We start from the raw sequence: 18,265 nt of genomic DNA, 5'->3' as shown, positions 1-18,265 counted from the left end.
AGAGAGCCCACGCATTCGGCGTCGGGCACCGCGCAGCAAAGAGGAAGGGGATCACCTATGGCACTGGATGCAGACGTCAAGAAGGCGATCATCGAAGAGTACGCGACGCACCCCGGTGACACCGGATCCCCCGAGGTGCAGGTTGCGATGCTGACGCAGCGCATCAAGGACCTCACCGAGCACCTCAAGGAGCACAAGCACGACCACCACTCGCGTCGTGGCCTGTTCCTGCTCGTCGGTCAGCGCCGTCGTCTGCTCGGCTACCTCCAGGACGTCGACATCGAGCGTTACCGCTCGCTCATCGAGCGGCTCGGTCTGCGTCGATAAGACGCAGACGCCTTCCGGTTGCTGAGTAGCGACCGGAGGGAGCGTATCGAAGTACGAGCGTCTCGGTCTGCGCCGCTAAGCAGCCAGCGTTCAATCGCGCGAAACATTCTTGCGAGGCCCGTCCCACGGTGTGGGGCGGGCCTCGACCCGTTTCCGGGCGCGCCTGGCGGTCAGGCCGGAGCGCCGACCAGGTCCGCGTGGTGGATCGCGGCGACGTCCGGGTGGGCGCGCAGCCGAGACTTCAGGGCGTTCTCGCCGTACAGGGCGTGGATCGGATTGGACGGATCCTTGGTGACACCGCGGGCCTGGGCGGCGAGCTCCGGCGGAAGCTCGATCAGCGGCAGGCGCGCATCGAGGGCGGGGTTGAAGAAGAACGGGATCGAGATCCGCTCGTCCGGTGCCTTCGGCGAGACCACGCGATGGTTCGTCGCTTTGAGGTAGCCGTCGGTCGCGTACTCGAGGAGCTCGCCGATGTTGACGACGAACGCACCGTCGACCGGGGGAGCATCGACCCAGGTGCCGTCCCGCTCGACCTGCAGGCCGCCCTTGCCGGGCTCCACCCAGAGCAGGGTCAGCACGCCGGAATCCTTGTGTGCGCCGACGCCCTGCTGCGGCTCCGGCTCATGCGTGCCCGGGTAGCGGACGATCTTGATCAGCGTCGACGGGTCGCCGAAGTTCTCCTCGAAGTAGCTCTCCGGCGCGCCCAGTGCGAGGGCCCATGCGCGCAGCAGCTTGCGTGCGACGCCGGAGAGGTGCTCGTGCCACTCCGCGACGACCTCGCGCAGCTCGGGCTGCGCCTCGGGCCAGAGGTTCGGCCCGATCAGACGGTTGTAGCCGGGGCCGCCGTCGACCGCCTCGCGTTCGGGGCCGATGTCGATCTGCTCGCGCCAGTCGACGGCTCCCTGCGTGCGCTCGCCGCCGATCCGGGTGTAGCCGCGGAAGTGCGGGCTCTTCACGTTCTCGATCGCGAGCTTGTCGGCTTCGGGAAGGGCGAAGAAGTCCTTCGCCGCCTGGAGCAGGCGCCCTTCGAGGTCCGGCGTCACGCCGGTCCCGGTGAGGTAGAAGAAACCGACGTCATGGGTCGCCGCGCGCAGATCGTCGCGGAAGCGCGCCGCCGCCTCCGGGCCGGCGTCGAGCTGGGAGAGATCGAGGATCGGAAGGTTCAGTTCGGCCATGAGGCGAGGCTAGATCGGCTGAGGCGGCGTCGAGACGAATGTTGCCGAGGATTACCGCCGCGCATCCGCCGGGGTCCGCGTGTGTCTGAAGTCCGGGGGAGCGGATGATAGAGTCATCCAGGTAAGGGATGCCTTACCTCAGAAACTCGTCAGGAACTGCCCTCCGTGTTCGCCACCTTCCTCATCGGCCTTCGTGAAGGCCTCGAAGCCGCGCTCGTCGTCGGCATCCTCGTCGCCTACCTCAAGCGCCTCGACCGCAAGGACGTGCTGCCGCGGCTGTGGGCGGGAGTCGGGGCGGCGGTGCTGCTCGCGCTGGTCATCGGCGCCGTCCTCACCTTCGGCGCCTACGCCCTCACGTTCCAGGGGCAGGAGATCATCGGCGGGACGCTGTCGATCGTCACCGTCGGCATGGTCACCTGGATGATCTTCTGGATGCGCAAGGCCGGGCGCACCATGAAGGCCACGCTGCAGGGCGGTGTCGATCGCGCCCTCGAGGCGGGCACCGTGTGGGCGCTCGTCCTGGTCGGCTTCGTGTCGGTGGCGCGCGAGGGGGTCGAGACCACGCTGCTGCTCTGGTCGATGGTGCAGTCGTTCGGCGACGCGCCCTCGGCGATCCTCGGCGCCGCCCTCGGCCTCGTCGTCGCCGTGCTCGCCGGCTGGCTGCTCGCCCGCGGCGCGGTGCGTCTGGACCTCTCCCGCTTCTTCACCTGGACCGGCGGCTTCCTCGTCGTCATCGCCGCCGGCGTCCTCGCGTACGCGTTCAGCGACCTGCAGGAGGCGGGGGTGGTGCCCGGCCCGTTCACCGCCGCCGCGCCGCTCGACGCTGCGGGCGCCGTGCTGACCGGCTGGGCGGGGCTTCCGTTCGGCTGGGCCTTCGATGTGTCGGCGGCGATCCGTCCCGACAGCGCTCTCGCCGTGCTGCTGCAGGCCACCATCGGCTTCATGCCGCGGATGAGCTGGATCCAGGTGATCGCCTGGGCGCTGTATCTGCTGATCGTCGGCACCCTGTTCGTGCGAGGCCTGCGCCGTACCGCTCCGCGGGCGGTCGCGGCGCCCGCCGCCTCACAATCCGTCCCCTCATCCGCGTCGGCGCCCGTCGCCGCGGAGCCGTCGGCCACGCGCATCGCGTCGGCGGCTGCCTCACCCGAAGGAGCCTCATGACTCTCGCCCGCCGCCCGATCGCGCTCCTCGGCGCCGCCGCGGTCCTCGGTCTCGCCCTCACCGGCTGCGTCGCGAAGAGCGACGTCGCCGCAGCCGGACGGCTCTCGGTGTCGTCCACGGCAGACGCGTGCACCGTCTCGGCCGGCACTGCGAAGAGCGGAACCCTCGCCTTCGACGTGAGCAACAAGGGGGACGAGGTCACCGAGTTCTACCTGCTCGCCGCGGACGGCGTGCGCATCGTCGGCGAAGTCGAGAACGTGGCGCCCGGCGCCTCGCGCACCCTCACCGTCGTCGCCCAGCCCGGCAAGTACTTCACCGTGTGCAAGCCCGGGATGGTGGGATCCGGCGTCGGCAGGACCGCTTTCTCGGTGACCGGCGCGAAGGTCGCCGAGACCGGCGGCGACGCCGCCCAGAAGCAGAAGGCGCTCACCCAGTACGCCGCCTTCGTGAAGGACCAGGTGGGTCAGCTCATCCCGGCCGCGAAGACGTTCGCAGACGCATACCGCGACGGCGACGATGCGGCGGCCAAGGCGCAGTTCGCGACCGTGCGCTCGTACTACGAGCGGATCGAGCCGATCGCCGAGCAGCTGGGCACCCTCGACCCCCGCCTGGACTTCCGCGAGCTCGACGCCAAGGCGGAGGGCATCGACTGGACCGGCTTCCACCGCATCGAGAAGGACCTGTGGGCGCCCGCGCCGGGGGCGATGAACGCCGACGGCACCACGCCCGCGACCCAGGACTGGGCGCCGTCCACTCCTGCGCAGCGCGCGGCGTTCGCGGACAAGCTGCTCGCCGACCTGCAGGAGCTGTACGACCACGTGCACTCCGACGCGTTCGTCAAGGACCTCGAGTCCAACGGCATCGCGGGCATCTCCAACGGCGCGATCTCGCTCCTGGACGAGGTGGCCAACGGCAAGATCACCGGTGAGGAGGACTGGTGGTCCGGCACCGACCTCTCCGACTTCGCGGCGAACGTCGAAGGGTCCAAGATGGCCTTCTCCGTCGTGCGGGAGTTCGCCGAGAGCAAGGGCGCCGAGGGCAAGAAGCTCGTGCAGCAGATCGACCGCGGCTTCTCGGCGCTGGAGGCGGAACTCGCCGTGCACGGCTCGCTGAAGGACGGCTTCGCGCCGTACGCGACGGTCACCGAGGCCCAGAAGCGCGACCTCACCGACCTGCTGAACGCGCTCGCCGAGCCCCTCTCCAAGCTCACCAGCACGATCCTGGGCTGACATGACCGCATCCGAGCCCGGGGGACGACAGGTCCCGCACTCCGAGATCGCATCCGAGCCGACCGAGGCGACCGCCTCGGAGAGCGCCGGACGCCCCGGTATCAGCCGTCGCGGCCTGATCGGCTGGGCGCTCGGCAGCGGTGTCGCCGGCATCGCCGTCGGCGCGGGCGGCGCTGCGGCGGTCGGCGCGACCGCGGGAGCCTCCGGCGGGTCCGCGGTCGCGGACGAGTACGCCTTCGAAGGCGTGCATCAGGCGGGAATCACGACGCGTGTGCAGGATCATCTGCACTTCGCGAGCTTCGACATGATGCCCCGCGCCAGCCGCGAGGACCTGATGTCGCTGCTGCAGGACTGGAGCTACGCCGCATCGCGCCTCACCAAGGGGCTGGACGTCAGCGCCTCCGGCGCCGTCGACGGTTCCCCGGAGGCGCCGCCGGACGACACCGGCGAGGCGCAGGGCCTGACGGCGGCCGGGCTCACCATCACGTTCGGCCTCGGGCCGTCCCTCTTCCTCGCCGAGGGCGACCGGTTCGGGATCGCGGACCGACGGCCCTCTGTGCTCGCCGACCTGCCCGGCTTCGTCGGCGACGCGCTCGACGCGGCCTACACCGGCGGGGATCTGTGCATCCAGGCCTGCGCGGACGACCCGCAGGTCGCGGTGCACGCCGTGCGCAACCTGAGCCGGATCGCGTTCGGCCGTGCCCGGCTGCGCTGGTCGCAGCTCGGATTCGGGCGCACCTCGCGCACCTCGGCCGATCAGCAGACGCCGCGCAACCTGTTCGGCTACAAGGACGGCACGGCGAACATCCTCGCCGACGACGCGAAGGCGCTCGCCGAGCACGTCTGGGTGGGCGAGAAGGACGAGCCGGCCTGGATGGCGGGCGGGTCCTACCTGGTCGCCCGCAAGATCGCGATGCTCGTCGAGACCTGGGACCGCCTGCGGCTCGCCGAGCAGGATCGCACCATCGGCCGGGCGAAGGGCAGCGGGGCGCCGCTGTCGGGCGGCGGCGAGATGACGGAGCCGGTGTTCCACGGTCACGCGATCGACGAGAACGCGCACGTGCGGCTCGCGCATCCCACCCTCAACGACGGCATCAGGATCCTGCGCCGCGGGTACAACTACGTCGACGGCAACAATGACCTGGGACGGCTCGACGCCGGCCTGTTCTTCCTGTCCTATCAGCGCTCGCCGGAGCAGTTCGTGACGCTGCAGAAGCGGCTCTCCACCGACCTGATGAGCGAGTACATCCGCCACATCGGGTCCGGGATCTGGGCGATCCCGCCGGGGGCGGAGAAGGGCTCCTACGTCGGAGCCGGGCTCTTCGCCTGAGCGGGCCTGGTCCGCGTCCCGGAACCGGGGAATACTTCTGCGTAGCACGCGTTTCACCAGATATATTCAAGTGAATAGAAATCTGAAGGAGACAGCAGTGAGCGAGTCGAGCACCTGGTCGGGCATGCAGTTCGGCCTCATGTCGGTCAGCGACATCACACGCAACCCGGTGACCGGGGAGACCCCGAGCGAGCGGGAGCGGATCCAGAACACGCTCACGATCGCCAAGCACGCGGAAGAGGTCGGCCTCGACGTCTTCGCCATCGGCGAGCACCACAACCCGCCGTTCTGGTCGTCGAGCCCGACGACGTTCCTCGCGGCGCTCACCGCGCAGACCGAGCGTCTGATCGTCTCCACGTCCACCACGCTCATCACCACGAACGACCCGGTGAAGATCGCCGAGGACTACGCGATGCTGCAGCACGTGTCGGGCGGCCGCATGGACCTCATGATGGGCCGCGGCAACACCGGTCCGGTCTACCCCTGGTTCGGCAAGGACATCCGACAGGGACTGCCGCTCGCGATCGAGAACTACGCCCTGCTGCACGAGCTGTGGACCAAGGACGTCGTGGACTGGGAGGGCAAGTTCCGCACCTCGCTGCAGGGCTTCACCTCCACCCCGCGCCCGCTCGACGGCGTTGCACCCTTCGTGTGGCACGGCTCGATCCGCACGCCGGAGATCGCCGAACAGGCCGCGTACTACGGAGACGGCTTCTTCGCGAACAACATCTTCTGGCCCAAGGAGCACTACCAGCGCCTCATCGAGCTGTACCGGCAGCGCTTCGCGCACTATGGCCACGGCACTCCGGAGCAGGCGATCGTCGGCCTCGGCGGACAGGTGTTCATGCGCCCGAAGTCGCAGGACGCGATCGACGAGTTCCGCCCGTACTTCGACAACGCCCCGGTCTACGGTCACGGCCCCTCGATGGAGGACTTCACCGAGATGACGCCGCTCACCGTCGGCTCGCCGCAGCAGGTGATCGACCGCTACGCGGCCATGCGCGACCACTTCGGCGACTACCAGCGTCAGCTGTTCCTCATGGACCACGCCGGCCTCCCGCTCAAGATCGTGCTCGAGCAGCTCGACCTCCTCGGCGGGGAGGTCGTGCCGGTGCTGCGCAAGGAGCTCGCCCAGAACCGCCCCGCGTCCGTTCCGGACGCCCCCACCCACGCGGCGCGCGTGAAGGCGGTGTACGGCGACGGGCCGTCGCGGGAGGCGCGTCCCGGCGCGAACCGCGGCGACAACCTCACCGCCGGCTCGCCCTATCAGGACGGCGGTGCGGTCCCGGCCGTGGCCGGTTCCTCGTTCGGCGCGGCGGCCACGAAGGGGGCGAACTGAGATGGGCGCGCGTCGTATCGCCGTGATCTCCGCGGGGCTCAGCAACCCCTCCTCCACCCGGATGCTCGCCGACCGGCTCGCGGCGGAGACCGCGCACCGGCTCGGCGAGCTGGGATCCGAGGTCAGCGTCGACGTGATCGAGCTGCGCGACCTCGCGCACGACATCACCAACAACCTGCTGACCGGGTTCGCGCCTCCGGCGTTGGACTCCGCGATCAACACCGTGGTGTCCGCCGACGGCATCATCGCCGTCACGCCCATCTTCTCGACGAGCTACTCCGGCCTGTTCAAGTCGTTCATCGACGTGCTGGATCCGGATGCGCTCGCCGGCAAGCCGGTGCTCATCGGCGCGAACGCGGGCACGGCGCGGCACTCGCTCGCGATCGACTACGCGATCCGCCCGCTGTTCACCTATCTGCATGCGGAGCCGGTCTCGACGGGCGTGTTCGCCGCGTCGAGCGACTGGGGTGCGAAGGCCGACGACGTCGCGCCGCTCAGCCAGCGCATCGAGCGCGGCGCGCGCGAGCTCGCCGAGGCGATGGCCCGCCGCGAGCCGGCGGCCGACAAGGATCCCTTCGACCCCGGCAACTACCTCGGCGAGGGCCGCTCCTTCGGCCATCTCCTCGGAGGCCTCGCGGGGGAGTAGGGCGCGATTCACGGCGATGGCCGGTGCACTCCGTGCGGGTGCACCGGCCATCGTCGTCGGGATCAGCCGATCGCGGCGAGGCTCGCGATCGTGGCGGACACGGCGTCGGCCAGCTCCCGGCCCTTCACCGCGAAGTGCCGGGTGAAGTAGTCGCGGTGCTCGGCGTGCTCATGGAAGTGATGCGGCGTGAGCACGGCCGAGAAAACGGGCACGTCGGTCTCCAGCTGGACCCGCATGAGCGCGTCGACGACGGTTCCCGCGACGAAGTCGTGCCGGTAGATCCCGCCGTCCACGACGAGTGCGCTGGTCGCGACAGCGGCGTACCGGCCGCCGCGCGCGAGGCGCTTCACGTGCAGGGGGATCTCGAACGCTCCCGGCACGCGGAAGACGTCGACCTGGTCGAGGCCGAGCTCGGTCAGGCGTTCGACGAATGCGGCGACGGCCTGCTCCACGATCTCGGCGTGCCACTGGGCGGCGACGATGGCGATTCTGGGCATGGTGGACTGCTCCTTCTGTCCTCTCTCATCCGGACTCTGACCGTCGGCTCCGGATTCGCACCGGATCGGCGGTCCCCGCCATGGGGACCGTTCGCGGGCTCGCGCGGCATCGGCCGCGTCACCGCCGGTGGGGAATTCCACCCCGCCCTGAGGACAGGACGACGCTATCACCGCGGACGGTCAGGATCCGGCGCCCGTCAGCCGGTAGGCCGTCTCGGGTCGCCCGGGGGTGCCGTAGCGGGGAGCGCGTGTGGCGACGCGCGCGTCCACGAGGTGCTCGAGGTAGCGCCGCGCCGTGACCCGCGAGACGCCGACGAGCGGCCCCGCCTCGCGCGCAGACAGCTCGCCGTGCGCGCGCAGGGCGGCGGTCACCGCCTGCAGCGTCTCGGCGGTGAGCCCCTTGGGGAGCGCCACCGCGCCGGTGGGCGGGCCGCCGACGAGCGCGTCGATCTCGTCCTGGCTGGCGGCGCCGGTGATCCCTATCGCGCGCGCCCGGCGCTCGGCGTACTGCTCCATGCGCTCCCGGAAGACGCGGAACGGGAAGGGCTTGAGCAGGTACTGGGCGACCCCCAGCGCGGACATCCGCCGCACGGCGTCGACGTCGCGCACGCTCGTCACCGCGATCACATCGATGTCCGCGTCCGCGGCGCGGATCCGCCGGAGCACGTCGATCCCGGATCCGTCCGGCATGGTGATGTCGAGCAGGACGAGGTCGATGCGCGGGCCCAGCTCGGCGATCGCGGTGAGCGCGGAGCGCACCCCCGTGCACTCGCCGACGACGGAGAAGCCCTCCAGCCGGCCGACGTAGGCCGCGTGCAGCTCGAGTGTCAGCGGGTCGTCGTCGACGATGAGGACCCCGATCATCGGCGTCCCGCCTTCACCGGTGCCGCGGGCAGCGTCACCCGGAACGCGGTGGGATCGCGCGTGACGGCGATGCTCCCGCCGGCCGCCTGCACGACCTCCCGGACGAGGGCGAGGCCCACGCCGCGGCCCGCGCGATCGCTGGGCTTGGTGGACACGCCGTGCTCGAACACGCGCTCACCGAGCTCCTCCGGGATCCCCGGGCCGCTGTCCGAGACGGTGATCGCCACCTGGCCGCCCTCCGCCGGCGCGATCTCCACGCGCACCCAGCGACCCGCGTCGTCGGTGCCCTCCTGGGCGGCGGCGTCCAGGGCGTTGTCGATGAGGTTGCCGACCACTGCGACGGCGTCGACGGGATCCAGGTCCGCCCGCGGTGCGGCCGGATCGACGACGACCTGCCAGTGCACCCGGCGCTCCTTCGCCTGTGACGCCTTGCCGAGCAGGAGCGCGGCCACGGTGGGATCCCCGTCGCGCAGGGTCATCTGGTCGATCACGGACTGGCTCTGCACGGACGACTCCGACAGCAGAGCGATCGCCTCGTCCTTGCGGTCGAGCTCGAGCAGTGCGAGCGCGGTGTGCAGCCGGTTGCCGTGCTCGTGGGTCTGGGCGCGCAGGGCCTCGCCGAGCGTGCGCACCGACTCGTAGCCGGCGACGGCGTCGCGCACGTCCCGCGCGTCCAGATCGCCGGTGATCCTCCGGGTGGCGAGCCGCGCGAGCACCGCGCCCACGGCGCCCAGGGCCACCACCGCCAGGGTGAGCAGCGCGATCACCGGCAGGCGGCGCAACAGGGCGCCGGACAGGGACTCCACGGTCACCCCGGCCGAGACCCAGCCGACCACCGCGCCTCCCGCGTCGTGAACCGGGGCGATCGTGCGCACCGACGGCCCGAGGGTTCCGGTGTACTGCTCGGTCAGCGTGCGACCGTCGCCGGGGATCGTGCCGAGGTAGTGCCCGCCGACCTGCGCGGGATCCGGGTGGGTGAGGCGCACGCCGTCGCGGTCCATCACCGTGATGAAGTCCAGGCCCGCCCCGGTGCGCACCGACTCGACGTAGGCGCGCAGCCCCGTTGAGGCCGCCGCGCGGTCGGGCGCGGACACGGCCGCCTCGATCGCCGGAGCGGCGGAGAGCGCATGGGCGACGGCGGTGGTGACGTGCTCGGCCTCCTGGCGCGCCGAGGTCTGCGCCTCCCAGGTGAGGAACGCTCCGATCGCGGCGCCGATCAGCAGCACGGATCCGATCAGCAGGGCGAACACGCTCGATGCGGCGCTGCGCACCCTGCCGCGTCGTGTCGTCGCCATCGCCGATCCGGACCTCCTCAGCCAGTATGCGCGACGTCGCGCCGCCGATGGAGGCGCGTACCGGGTCGGCGCCGGTTTCAATACGAACAGAACTCGCCGCGGGGCGCCGTCGATCCGCACCATGGTCGGCATGGCCCGCCCGGAGTGGTGCGGGCGACCGATTCATTCAGCGGAGGCGATGATGGCTCTCACCGAAGGTTTCACTCTCCCGCGGCACGACTGGCGCCGCGGCAAGAACTCCTGGGACAAGCACACCTGGCTCTATGTGTCCGTGCTCATCGCGGTGGCGCTGGGCATCGTGGTGGGGCTCGTGTTCCCGCAGTTCGCCCAGGGGCTCGAGCCCATCGGCAAGGGCTTCGTCAGCCTCATCAAGATGATGATCGCGCCGATCATCTTCTGCACGATCGTGATCGGCGTCGGATCCATCGCCAAGGCGGCGACGGTCGGCAAGATCGGCGGCCTCGCGCTGGTGTACTTCATGGTCATGTCGACGTTCGCCCTCGCGATCGGCCTGATCGTGGGCAACATCATCCACCCCGGTGAGGGGCTGCACATGGCCGGTGCGACGTATGAGGCGGCCACGACGACCGAGGCGAAGACCACGCAGGACTTCATCCTCGGCATCATCCCGGCGACGTTCTTCGGCGCCTTCACCGGCGAGAGCGTGCTGCAGGTGCTGTTCATCGCGCTCCTGGTCGGCTTCGCGCTGCAGGGTCTGGGCGACCGCGGCGCGCCCATCATGGGGGCGATCAAGCACCTGCAGACCCTCGTCTTCCGGGTGCTCGGGATGATCCTGTGGCTCGCCCCGCTCGGCGCGTTCGGCGCGATCGCTGCCGTGGTCGGCAAGACCGGCGTCGCCGCCATCTGGAGCCTCGGGATCCTCCTCGGCGCGTTCTACCTGACCTGCATCGTGTTCATCGTCGTCGTGCTCGGCGGGATCCTGATGCTCGTCGCCCGGGTCAACATCTTCCAGCTGATGAAGTACCTCGCCCGCGAGTACCTGCTGATCGTCGGGACCTCGTCGTCCGAGTCGGCTCTGCCCCGGCTCATCGCGAAGATGGAGCACCTGGGCGTCGCGAAGCCCGTCGTCGGCATCACGGTGCCCACCGGATACTCGTTCAACCTCGATGGCACGGCGATCTACCTGACGATGGCGTCGCTGTTCATCGCGACCGGTCTGGGACAGCCCATGTCGATCCCCGAGCAGATCGGGCTGCTCGTCTTCATGATCATCGCGAGCAAGGGCGCGGCGGGCGTCACCGGAGCCGGGCTCGCGACCCTCGCCGGCGGACTGCAGGCGTACCGTCCCGACCTGGTGAACGGCGTCGGCGTCATCGTCGGGATCGACCGCTTCATGTCGGAGGGGCGCGCCCTGACGAACTTCACCGGCAATGCGGTGGCGACCATCCTCATCGGCTCCTGGACCAAGCAGGTCGACGGCGAGCGGATGCGGCGCGTGCTGTCCGGAGCGGAGCCGTTCGACGAGTCGATGCTGGACGGCGTCCACGGTCACGATGAGCCGCGCTCCCGAGAGGGAGTCAGCACCGCGACCCTCGGGCAGGCGGCGGTCGACGAGATGGCCGCGAAGCAGGAGCGCGCCCGCGCGCGCAGCGGGCGGGGCTGACCACGATCCCCGCTGCGGGCCGGGGCAGGGGCGCCGACGAGGCCTCCTGCCCCGGCCCGCCGCTCGTCGCCGCGGCCGGCGGTCGTGTGCTGTCCGTCCGGTCGGGGCGATAGCGTCGAAGCATGCCCGTCGTCCAGGCCGCCGTCGTCGTCCCGATCCCACCCGACCTGGCGTACGCCGTCTCGCAGACCACCGGGCAGGTGCGTAGGCGCTGGGACGGGTTCATCCGCGAACAGCACTTCCTCGACGGATCCACGGTGCCGGCCAAGGGCGTCCGCACGTTCACACGGCAGCGGTTCGGCCTGTCGATGATCACGCGCTACGTCTCGTACGCCCCGCCGACGAACGTCGGGATGACGATGGAGAAGGGGCCCTGGTTCTTCCGCACGCTCGGCGCCGGCTGGCGCTTCGAGGCCGCGGAGGCGGGCACGCGCGCCGTCTGGAAGTACAACTTCACCTGCCGGCCGGGTTGGCTCGCACCGATCGCGGAGAGGATCGGATCCGTGGTCCTCGGGTACGAGATCCGTCGGCGCATCGCCGGGTTCGCCCGTGGCTGTGCGGATCCGGTCGTTCTCGACGCGGCGCGCGCGACGCTCGCACAGCCGTGACGGGCCGCCCGCTCAATACCAGTTGTGCGCGACCTCGTGCGACCAGGCGCCGCAGGGCGACCCGTAGCGGTCGAGGATGTAACTCAGACCCCAGTCCACCTGGGTGTTCCCGTTGGTGCGCCAGTCGGCGCCGGCGGCGGCCAGCTTGTCGGCCGGCAGAGCCTGCGGGATGCCGTAGGCGCCGCTGTCGGGGTTCAGCGCGTCCGCCCGCCAGCTGGACTCCTGCATCCACAGCCGGTAGAGGCACGGGAACTGGTCCTGTCCCCAGCCGTAGTTGCCCAGCTGCCCGGCGGCGTATGCCTGGGCTCCGGCAGGGTCGACGTCCACGCCGTCGCCGCCGAGGTCGGTCCACCCGCCGTCCCCGCCTCCGCCGGATGCGGCTGCAGCTGCCGCCTCGGCCTGCTCACGGGCCTGCTCGGCCACCTGCTGTCCGATCCGGTAGCGCCGCTCGACGTCCGCCGTCGTGTTCTTCAATGCCGCCAGCTGTGCGTAGAGGGTCGTGATGTGCCCCTGCAGGTCCCGCACGGCGGCGGCCTCGGCGTCCGCCGCGGCCTGCGCCTGCTGCGCGGCCTGCTCGGCGCTCGTCGCGAGCTGGTCGCGTGCCACCCGAGCGGCCTGCGCCTGGTCCTGCAGCGAGCCCGCCACCGCCTGCTCCGCGAGAGCGCGTTCGCTGAGCGTCGCCCAGGTGGCGTCGAGGCGCTGCATGACGCCGAGCCGCGTGAGCAGCTGATCCGGGTCGGCCGCGGTGAACAGCCGCGCGGGGAGCGGCGACGAGGCCTCGGTGCGTGCGCGACCGGCGATGATGGTCCCCACCTGCTCGTGCGCCTCCTGCGCGGTCCGCTCGGCGGCGGTCGCCTGGGCGGTGAGCTCATCGGCGCGCGTGGCGGCGGCATCGGCCGCCTCGCGCGCGGCCTTGGCGGTCTCGGCCGCCTTCATCGCCGCCGTGGAGGCGTCCGCGGCCTTCTGCTGGGTGGCGGCGAGCGCGTCGTCGACCTTAGCGATCTGATCCTGGGTGGCCTGCTCGTTCCCCTGCGCGTTCTGCACGTCCTGCCAGGACGGGTAGTCATCGGCGTAGGCCGGCGGCGCGAACACCGGCAGAGCCGCCAGCGCCGCGGCCGTCAGCAGCGCCGTGAGCGGGCGCGCCGCGCGGCCCCTGCGCGGGGGAGCGACGGTCCGGGTCGTAACGCTCACCGTTCGACGCTAACCCGGTTGCCTGTGGTTCGCCACCGCGTGCGCCGATCCGGTCCGCCCGCCGTGCCGGGCGCCGCTCACGCAGAAGGGGCGCCGACGTCTCGCGCCGGCGCCCCTTCGTGAGGGTGCGGTCAGCCGCTCTTGCGGCGGAACTCGCGCCGGGTCTGCGCGGCGTGCGTGCCGTGGACGGCGGAGTCGCCGTCCAGGTGCGCCTCGCCACGGTGCTGCTGGGCGTTCTTCTTGTCCAGCGCCTCCTTGAACTTGCGCTTCATGTCCGCCGCGGCGGTGTCGTCGGTACTCATGCGCGCCAGCCTAGCCCCGCTGCCCGCCGAGGCCGCGGAGAACGGCGGGCGACCGGCGGCGGGCGAGCCGGAGGACGCCCGGTGACGGATCGCGGTGCATCCGGTGAACAGTGTGCGACGGCGGCTGTTCCCGGCGATCCCGGGCGGCCCGGGGCGGGATCCTGGTCCCGTGAGAGCAGCGATCGTGACGGAGTCCTTCCTCCCGCACATGAACGGCGTCACCGGATCCGTCCTGCAGATCCTCCGTCATCTCGAGCGTCAGGGGCACGAGGCCCGCGTGTACGCGCCCGCGGCCGCCGACATGCCGCGCATGATCGGACACGCCCGCATCGAGCCGGTGCCGTCCGTCGCCCTGCCCGGATACCGCACCGTGCGGGTCGGGACCTCGAGCGCGCACCGCCTGGCGGCGTCCCTCGCCCGTTTCGAGCCCGACGTGGTGCACCTCGCCTCGCCGTTCGCGCTGGGCTGGCGCGGTGCGCTCGCGGCGGAGCGCCTCGGGGTGCCCGCCGTGGCGGCGTACCAGACAGACGTCGCCGCCTACGCCGCGCGGTACGGCGTGGCGCTGACGACGACGCTCGCCGAGGCGCACATCGCCCGTCTGCACCGCCGTGCCACCCTCTCGCTGGCCCCGTCGTCGGAGTCGGAGGAGCAGCTCGCCCGTCTCGGCGTCGACCGGGTGCGCCGCTGGGGAAGGGGCGTGGACGCCGAGCGCTTCCACCCCGATCGCCGTGCGGCCGCGTGGCCGCATCGAGTCGGTGCGGACGTGGTGGTCGGATACGTCGGCCGGCTCGCTCCGGAGAAGCAGGTGGAGGATCTGCACGTGCTCGCGGATCTCCCCGGGGTGCGCCTGGTGATCGTGGGCGACGGTCCCTCCCGGCCGCGGCTGGAGGCGCTGCTGCCCAGCGCCGTGTTCCTGGGGCACCTGAGCGGTGCCGAGCTGGCGGAGGCCATGGCGTCGTTCGACGTGTTCGTGCATCCGGGGGAGAGCGAGACGTTCGGCCAGACGCTGCAGGAGGCCCATGCGAGCGGCATCCCCGTCGTCGCGACGGGCCGCGGCGGTCCCCTCGACCTGGTGCGGCAGGGCGTCGACGGGTGGCTGTACCGCCCCGGCGACCTGCAGGATCTCCGCGACCGGGTGCGTGACCTGGCCGGCGACGCGCGCAAGCGCCAGGCGCTCGGGCGCGCGGGGCGCGCGGCCGTGGAGCAGCGCAGCTGGAGCGCCGTGTGCGATCAGCTGCTCGATCATTTCGCCGAGGCTCAGGAGCTCGCCCGGGTCGACGCCTCGCTGCGCGCACCCCGGGCGGTGCGGCCGGAGCCGGCGCCGCCGGGGGAGCGCAAGCGGTGGCGCCGCTACGTGGCGCTGGGTGATTCGCTCACCGAGGGGCTGTGCGATCCCGGTCCCGACGGGGAGCTCCGCGGCTGGGCGGACCGGCTGGCGCTGCTGCTGGCGGCCCGCGAGCCGCTGGACTACGCGAACCTCGCAGTGCGCTCCAAGCGCGTCGAGGACGTGTGCGGCACGCAGCTGCGTCGGGCGCTGCAGCTGCGCCCGGATCTGGTGTCGATCCTGATCGGCGCGAACGACCTGGTGAAGCGGCGGGTCGCCATCCCCCTGCTCGCGGCCCGGCTCGAGGACGCGGTGCGGCAGCTGCGCGAGACGGGGGCCGACGTGCTGCTCGTCACCGCGTTCCTGCCGGGCAACCCTGCGGCGCGGATCTACGCCCGGCGGTTCTCCGCGTGGGCCACGGCGCTCGCGGGCATCGCCCGCCGGCAGGGCGCGATCCTGGTGGACACCGACCTGCACCCCCAGCTCGCGCGACGGGAGAACTGGGGCGAGGATCTCGTCCACCTCTCCAGCCGGGGGCATCGCTTCCTGGCCTACCGCGCCGGCGTCGCGCTCGGGGTGCCCCTCGCCGACGAGCTCGGCGCTCTCGACGAGGCGCTGCATGCGACCGAGCGCACGAGCGCGGGCGTGTGGTGGCGGCGCCATGCGCTGCCGTGGGTGTGGCGCCGCCTGCACGGTCGCACCGCGGGGGACGGCCGCAGCCCGAAGCACGACGCCTACGTGCGGCTCGGGCGTGAGCGCGGCGTGCGCGAGACCAGCGACGTCTGAGCGCACGCCCTCGGGGCTCGGGGGAGTGCGGGTGCCGACCTCCGGCCGGTTGCACGGTGCCGCGCTGATAGGATCGGAAGGGATGCCTCTGTGTGCATCCGTCCATGCTCGCGCTCCACACGGGAGAGCGAGCCTAAACAAAGAAGGAGAGACCTCTTGGAAGGTCCTGAAATCACTGCCACCGAGGCCGTTCTCGATAACGGCCGCTTCGGCACCCGCACCGTCCGCTTCGAGACGGGCCGTCTCGCACAGCAGGCGCAGGGCGCGGTCGCCGCCTACCTCGACGAGGAGACGATGCTGCTCTCGGCCACGAGCGCCAGCAAGTCGCCGCGCGAGGGCTTCGACTTCTTCCCGCTCACCGTCGACGTCGAGGAGCGCTCGTACGCGGCCGGCAAGATCCCCGGCTCGTTCTTCCGCCGCGAGGGCCGCCCCTCCACCGAGGCGATCCTCGTCTGCCGTCTCATCGACCGCCCGCTGCGCCCGTCGTTCGTCGACGGCCTGCGCAACGAGGTCCAGATCGTCATCACGGTCCTGAGCATCGCCCCGGGCGAGTTCTACGACGCGCTCGCGATCAACGCGGCCTCCGCGTCGACCCAGATCTCGGGCCTGCCGTTCTCCGGCCCCATCGCCGGTGTGCGCCTCGCGTTCATCCCCGGGCAGGGCGAGCACGCCGACCAGTGGGTCGCGTTCCCGAACGCCGAGCAGGTCGAGCAGGCCGTGTTCGACCTCGTCGTCGCCGGCCGCGTCGTCACCAAGGGTGACGGCACCGAGGACGTCGCCATCATGATGGTGGAGGCCGAGGCCACCGAGGGCAGCTGGAACCTGATCAAGGCCGGCGCCACCAAGCCCAGCGAGGACATCGTCGCGCAGGGCCTCGAGGCCGCCAAGCCGTTCATCTCGCAGCTCGTCAAGGCGCAGGCCGACCTGGCCGCGCAGGCGTCGAAGGAGCCGGGTGTGTACCCGGTCTTCCTGCCGTACAGCGAGGAGACCTACGACTTCGTCTCGTCCCGCGCGTTCGCCGAGCTCGTCGACGTCTACCAGATCGCCGACAAGCAGGAGCGCCAGAACGCCGACGACGCCGTCAAGGACCGCGTCAAGGCCGAGCTCGTCGCCGCGGTCGAGGCCGGGGAGCAGCCGGAGGTCGCCCTCAGCGAGTTCTCCGCCGCCTACAAGTCGGTCACGAAGAAGATCGTGCGCGGCCGGATCCTCACCGAGGGCGTCCGCATCGACGGCCGCGGTCTCGCGGACATCCGCCCGCTGGACGCCGAGGTGCAGGTCATTCCGCGCGTGCACGGCTCCGCGATCTTCCAGCGCGGTGAGACCCAGATCCTGGGCGTCACGACGCTGAACATGCTCAAGATGGAGCAGCAGATCGACTCGCTGTCGCCCACGACGAGCAAGCGCTACATGCACCACTACAACTTCCCGCCCTACTCGACCGGTGAGACCGGCCGCGTGGGCTCGCCGAAGCGTCGCGAGATCGGGCACGGCTTCCTCGCCGAGCGCGCCCTCGTTCCGGTTCTGCCGAGCCGCGAGGAGTTCCCCTACGCGATCCGTCAGGTCTCCGAGGCCCTCGGATCCAACGGCTCCACGTCGATGGGCTCCGTCTGCGCGTCGACCCTGTCGCTGCTGAACGCCGGTGTGCCGCTGCGCGCCCCGGTCGCGGGCATCGCGATGGGCCTCGTGTCCGACCAGGTCGACGGCGAGACCCGCTACGCGGCGCTCACCGACATCCTCGGCGCCGAGGACGCCCTCGGCGACATGGACTTCAAGGTCGCCGGCACGAGCGAGTTCGTCACCGCGATCCAGCTGGACACCAAGCTCGACGGCATCCCCTCCGAGGTGCTCGCCGGCGCGCTGACCCAGGCCAAGGACGCGCGCCTGACGATCCTCAACGTGCTCAACGCCGCGATCGACAGCCCGGACGAGATGGCCCCGACCGCACCGCGCGTGATCAGCGTGCAGATCCCGGTCGACAAGATCGGCGAGCTGATCGGCCCCAAGGGCAAGACGATCAACGCGATCCAGGACGAGACCGGCGCGCAGATCTCCATCGAGGAGGACGGCACCGTCTACATCGGCGCGACCGACGGCCCGTCGGCCGAGGCCGCCCGCGCCCAGGTCAACGCGATCGCCAACCCGACCAACCCCGAGGTCGGCGAGCAGTTCCTGGGCACGGTCGTCAAGATCGCGACCTTCGGTGCGTTCGTCTCCCTGCTCCCGGGCAAGGACGGCCTCCTGCACGTCACCGAGGTGCGCAAGCTCGCCGGTGGCAAGCGTGTCGAGAACGTCGAGGACGTGCTCTCCGTCGGCCAGAAGATCCTCGTGAAGATCACGAAGATCGACGACCGCGGCAAGCTCTCGCTCGAGCCCGTCATCGACGAGGCTCCGGCTGAGGCCGCGGAGCCGGCCGCCGAGACCGCCGAGGCCTGATAGCCGCAGAAGAGGCCCGTCATGTCCGCCGAAAGGAGGACATGACGGGCCTCTTCGCGTATTCGTGATCGAACCGTTACCGATTGTTCGCCTCCGCGTCGACTCAATGAACGGAAGCGTCGGTGGCCTCCCGT

At 71.2% G+C, this 18,265-nt stretch carries 15 protein-coding genes, 1 pseudogene and 1 riboswitch; of the genes and pseudogenes, 10 read left to right on the top strand and 6 right to left on the bottom strand.

What is annotated here, in order from left to right:
- The first annotated feature begins 57 nt into the window (after positions 1 to 57).
- On the top strand, positions 58 to 327 hold the full coding sequence (gene rpsO, locus AERO9AM_RS11900; RefSeq protein WP_045251768.1) for a 30S ribosomal protein S15: 270 nt from the start codon (positions 58 to 60) through the stop codon (positions 325 to 327).
- 170 nt (positions 328 to 497) lie between these two features.
- Here the strand turns inward: rpsO and AERO9AM_RS11895 are convergent, their stop codons facing one another.
- Positions 498 to 1,502: an isopenicillin N synthase family dioxygenase gene (locus AERO9AM_RS11895; RefSeq protein ID WP_159576327.1), complete on the bottom strand. Its 1,005-nt coding sequence runs from the start codon at positions 1,500 to 1,502 to the stop codon at positions 498 to 500.
- A 165-nt stretch (positions 1,503 to 1,667) separates the two neighbouring features.
- Between AERO9AM_RS11895 and efeU the strand changes: the two genes are divergently transcribed.
- The 5 genes from efeU to AERO9AM_RS11870 all read left to right on the top strand — a co-directional run bounded on the left by efeU (position 1,668) and on the right by AERO9AM_RS11870 (position 7,207).
- Positions 1,668 to 2,663, top strand: a complete 996-nt coding sequence (gene efeU, locus AERO9AM_RS11890; protein ID WP_159576326.1) for an iron uptake transporter permease EfeU — start codon at positions 1,668 to 1,670, stop codon at positions 2,661 to 2,663.
- Positions 2,660 to 3,892, top strand: coding sequence for an iron uptake system protein EfeO (gene efeO / locus AERO9AM_RS11885; RefSeq protein ID WP_159576325.1), 1,233 nt, complete (start codon positions 2,660 to 2,662; stop codon positions 3,890 to 3,892). Before efeU ends, efeO begins: the two co-directional genes overlap by 4 nt.
- A 1-nt stretch (position 3,893) precedes the next feature.
- Positions 3,894 to 5,222, top strand: a complete 1,329-nt coding sequence (gene efeB / locus AERO9AM_RS11880) for an iron uptake transporter deferrochelatase/peroxidase subunit (RefSeq protein ID WP_159576324.1) — start codon at positions 3,894 to 3,896, stop codon at positions 5,220 to 5,222.
- Between the two features lie 124 nt (positions 5,223 to 5,346).
- Positions 5,347 to 6,561, top strand: a complete 1,215-nt coding sequence (locus tag AERO9AM_RS11875) for an LLM class flavin-dependent oxidoreductase (protein WP_159577513.1) — start codon at positions 5,347 to 5,349, stop codon at positions 6,559 to 6,561.
- A gap of 1 nt (position 6,562) precedes the next feature.
- A complete protein-coding gene (locus AERO9AM_RS11870) occupies positions 6,563 to 7,207 on the top strand; it encodes an FMN reductase (RefSeq protein ID WP_159576323.1) in 645 nt (214 codons plus the stop codon).
- A 62-nt stretch (positions 7,208 to 7,269) separates the two neighbouring features.
- Here AERO9AM_RS11870 and AERO9AM_RS11865 read toward each other — a convergent pair.
- From AERO9AM_RS11865 to AERO9AM_RS11855, 3 genes and pseudogenes are all read right to left on the bottom strand, one after another.
- Positions 7,270 to 7,710, bottom strand: a pseudogene (locus tag AERO9AM_RS11865) (6,7-dimethyl-8-ribityllumazine synthase); the annotation flags it as partial.
- A gap of 7 nt (positions 7,711 to 7,717) precedes the next feature.
- A riboswitch (FMN riboswitch) is annotated at positions 7,718 to 7,863 on the bottom strand.
- Between the two features lie 21 nt (positions 7,864 to 7,884).
- On the bottom strand, positions 7,885 to 8,568 hold the full coding sequence (locus AERO9AM_RS11860; protein ID WP_159576321.1) for a response regulator: 684 nt from the start codon (positions 8,566 to 8,568) through the stop codon (positions 7,885 to 7,887).
- Complete coding sequence (locus AERO9AM_RS11855; RefSeq protein ID WP_159576320.1) at positions 8,565 to 9,863, bottom strand: sensor histidine kinase; 1,299 nt, start codon at positions 9,861 to 9,863, stop codon at positions 8,565 to 8,567. Before AERO9AM_RS11855 ends, AERO9AM_RS11860 begins: the two co-directional genes overlap by 4 nt.
- A gap of 181 nt (positions 9,864 to 10,044) precedes the next feature.
- Between AERO9AM_RS11855 and AERO9AM_RS11850 the strand changes: the two genes are divergently transcribed.
- Together AERO9AM_RS11850 and AERO9AM_RS11845 are read left to right on the top strand one after the other, a co-directional pair.
- Positions 10,045 to 11,487, top strand: coding sequence for a cation:dicarboxylate symporter family transporter (locus tag AERO9AM_RS11850; protein WP_159576319.1), 1,443 nt, complete (start codon positions 10,045 to 10,047; stop codon positions 11,485 to 11,487).
- Between the two features lie 122 nt (positions 11,488 to 11,609).
- Positions 11,610 to 12,095 carry an SRPBCC family protein gene (locus tag AERO9AM_RS11845; RefSeq protein ID WP_159576318.1) on the top strand — a complete coding sequence of 162 codons (486 nt, stop codon included), beginning with the start codon at positions 11,610 to 11,612 and terminating at the stop codon, positions 12,093 to 12,095.
- Between the two features lie 12 nt (positions 12,096 to 12,107).
- On the opposite strand, the gene AERO9AM_RS11840 is transcribed toward AERO9AM_RS11845, so the two are convergent.
- Both AERO9AM_RS11840 and AERO9AM_RS11835 read right to left on the bottom strand, forming a co-directional pair.
- A complete protein-coding gene (locus tag AERO9AM_RS11840; protein ID WP_159576317.1) occupies positions 12,108 to 13,286 on the bottom strand; it encodes a hypothetical protein in 1,179 nt (392 codons plus the stop codon).
- Positions 13,287 to 13,417: 131 nt separating this feature from the next.
- Positions 13,418 to 13,588 carry a DUF5302 domain-containing protein gene (locus tag AERO9AM_RS11835; protein WP_159576316.1) on the bottom strand — a complete coding sequence of 57 codons (171 nt, stop codon included), beginning with the start codon at positions 13,586 to 13,588 and terminating at the stop codon, positions 13,418 to 13,420.
- Positions 13,589 to 13,757: 169 nt separating this feature from the next.
- Here AERO9AM_RS11835 and AERO9AM_RS11830 point away from each other — a divergent pair, with 169 nt between their 5' ends.
- Both AERO9AM_RS11830 and AERO9AM_RS11825 read left to right on the top strand, forming a co-directional pair.
- Complete coding sequence (locus AERO9AM_RS11830; protein ID WP_159576315.1) at positions 13,758 to 15,698, top strand: GDSL-type esterase/lipase family protein; 1,941 nt, start codon at positions 13,758 to 13,760, stop codon at positions 15,696 to 15,698.
- A gap of 156 nt (positions 15,699 to 15,854) precedes the next feature.
- Positions 15,855 to 18,131, top strand: a complete 2,277-nt coding sequence (locus AERO9AM_RS11825) for a polyribonucleotide nucleotidyltransferase (RefSeq protein WP_159576314.1) — start codon at positions 15,855 to 15,857, stop codon at positions 18,129 to 18,131.
- The last annotated feature ends 134 nt before the right edge of the window (positions 18,132 to 18,265 follow it).

Source organism: Microbacterium sp. 8M, assembly GCF_902506375.1.
GTDB lineage: Bacteria > Actinomycetota > Actinomycetes > Actinomycetales > Microbacteriaceae > Microbacterium.
This window is presented reverse-complemented; position numbering and strand designations above follow the sequence as displayed.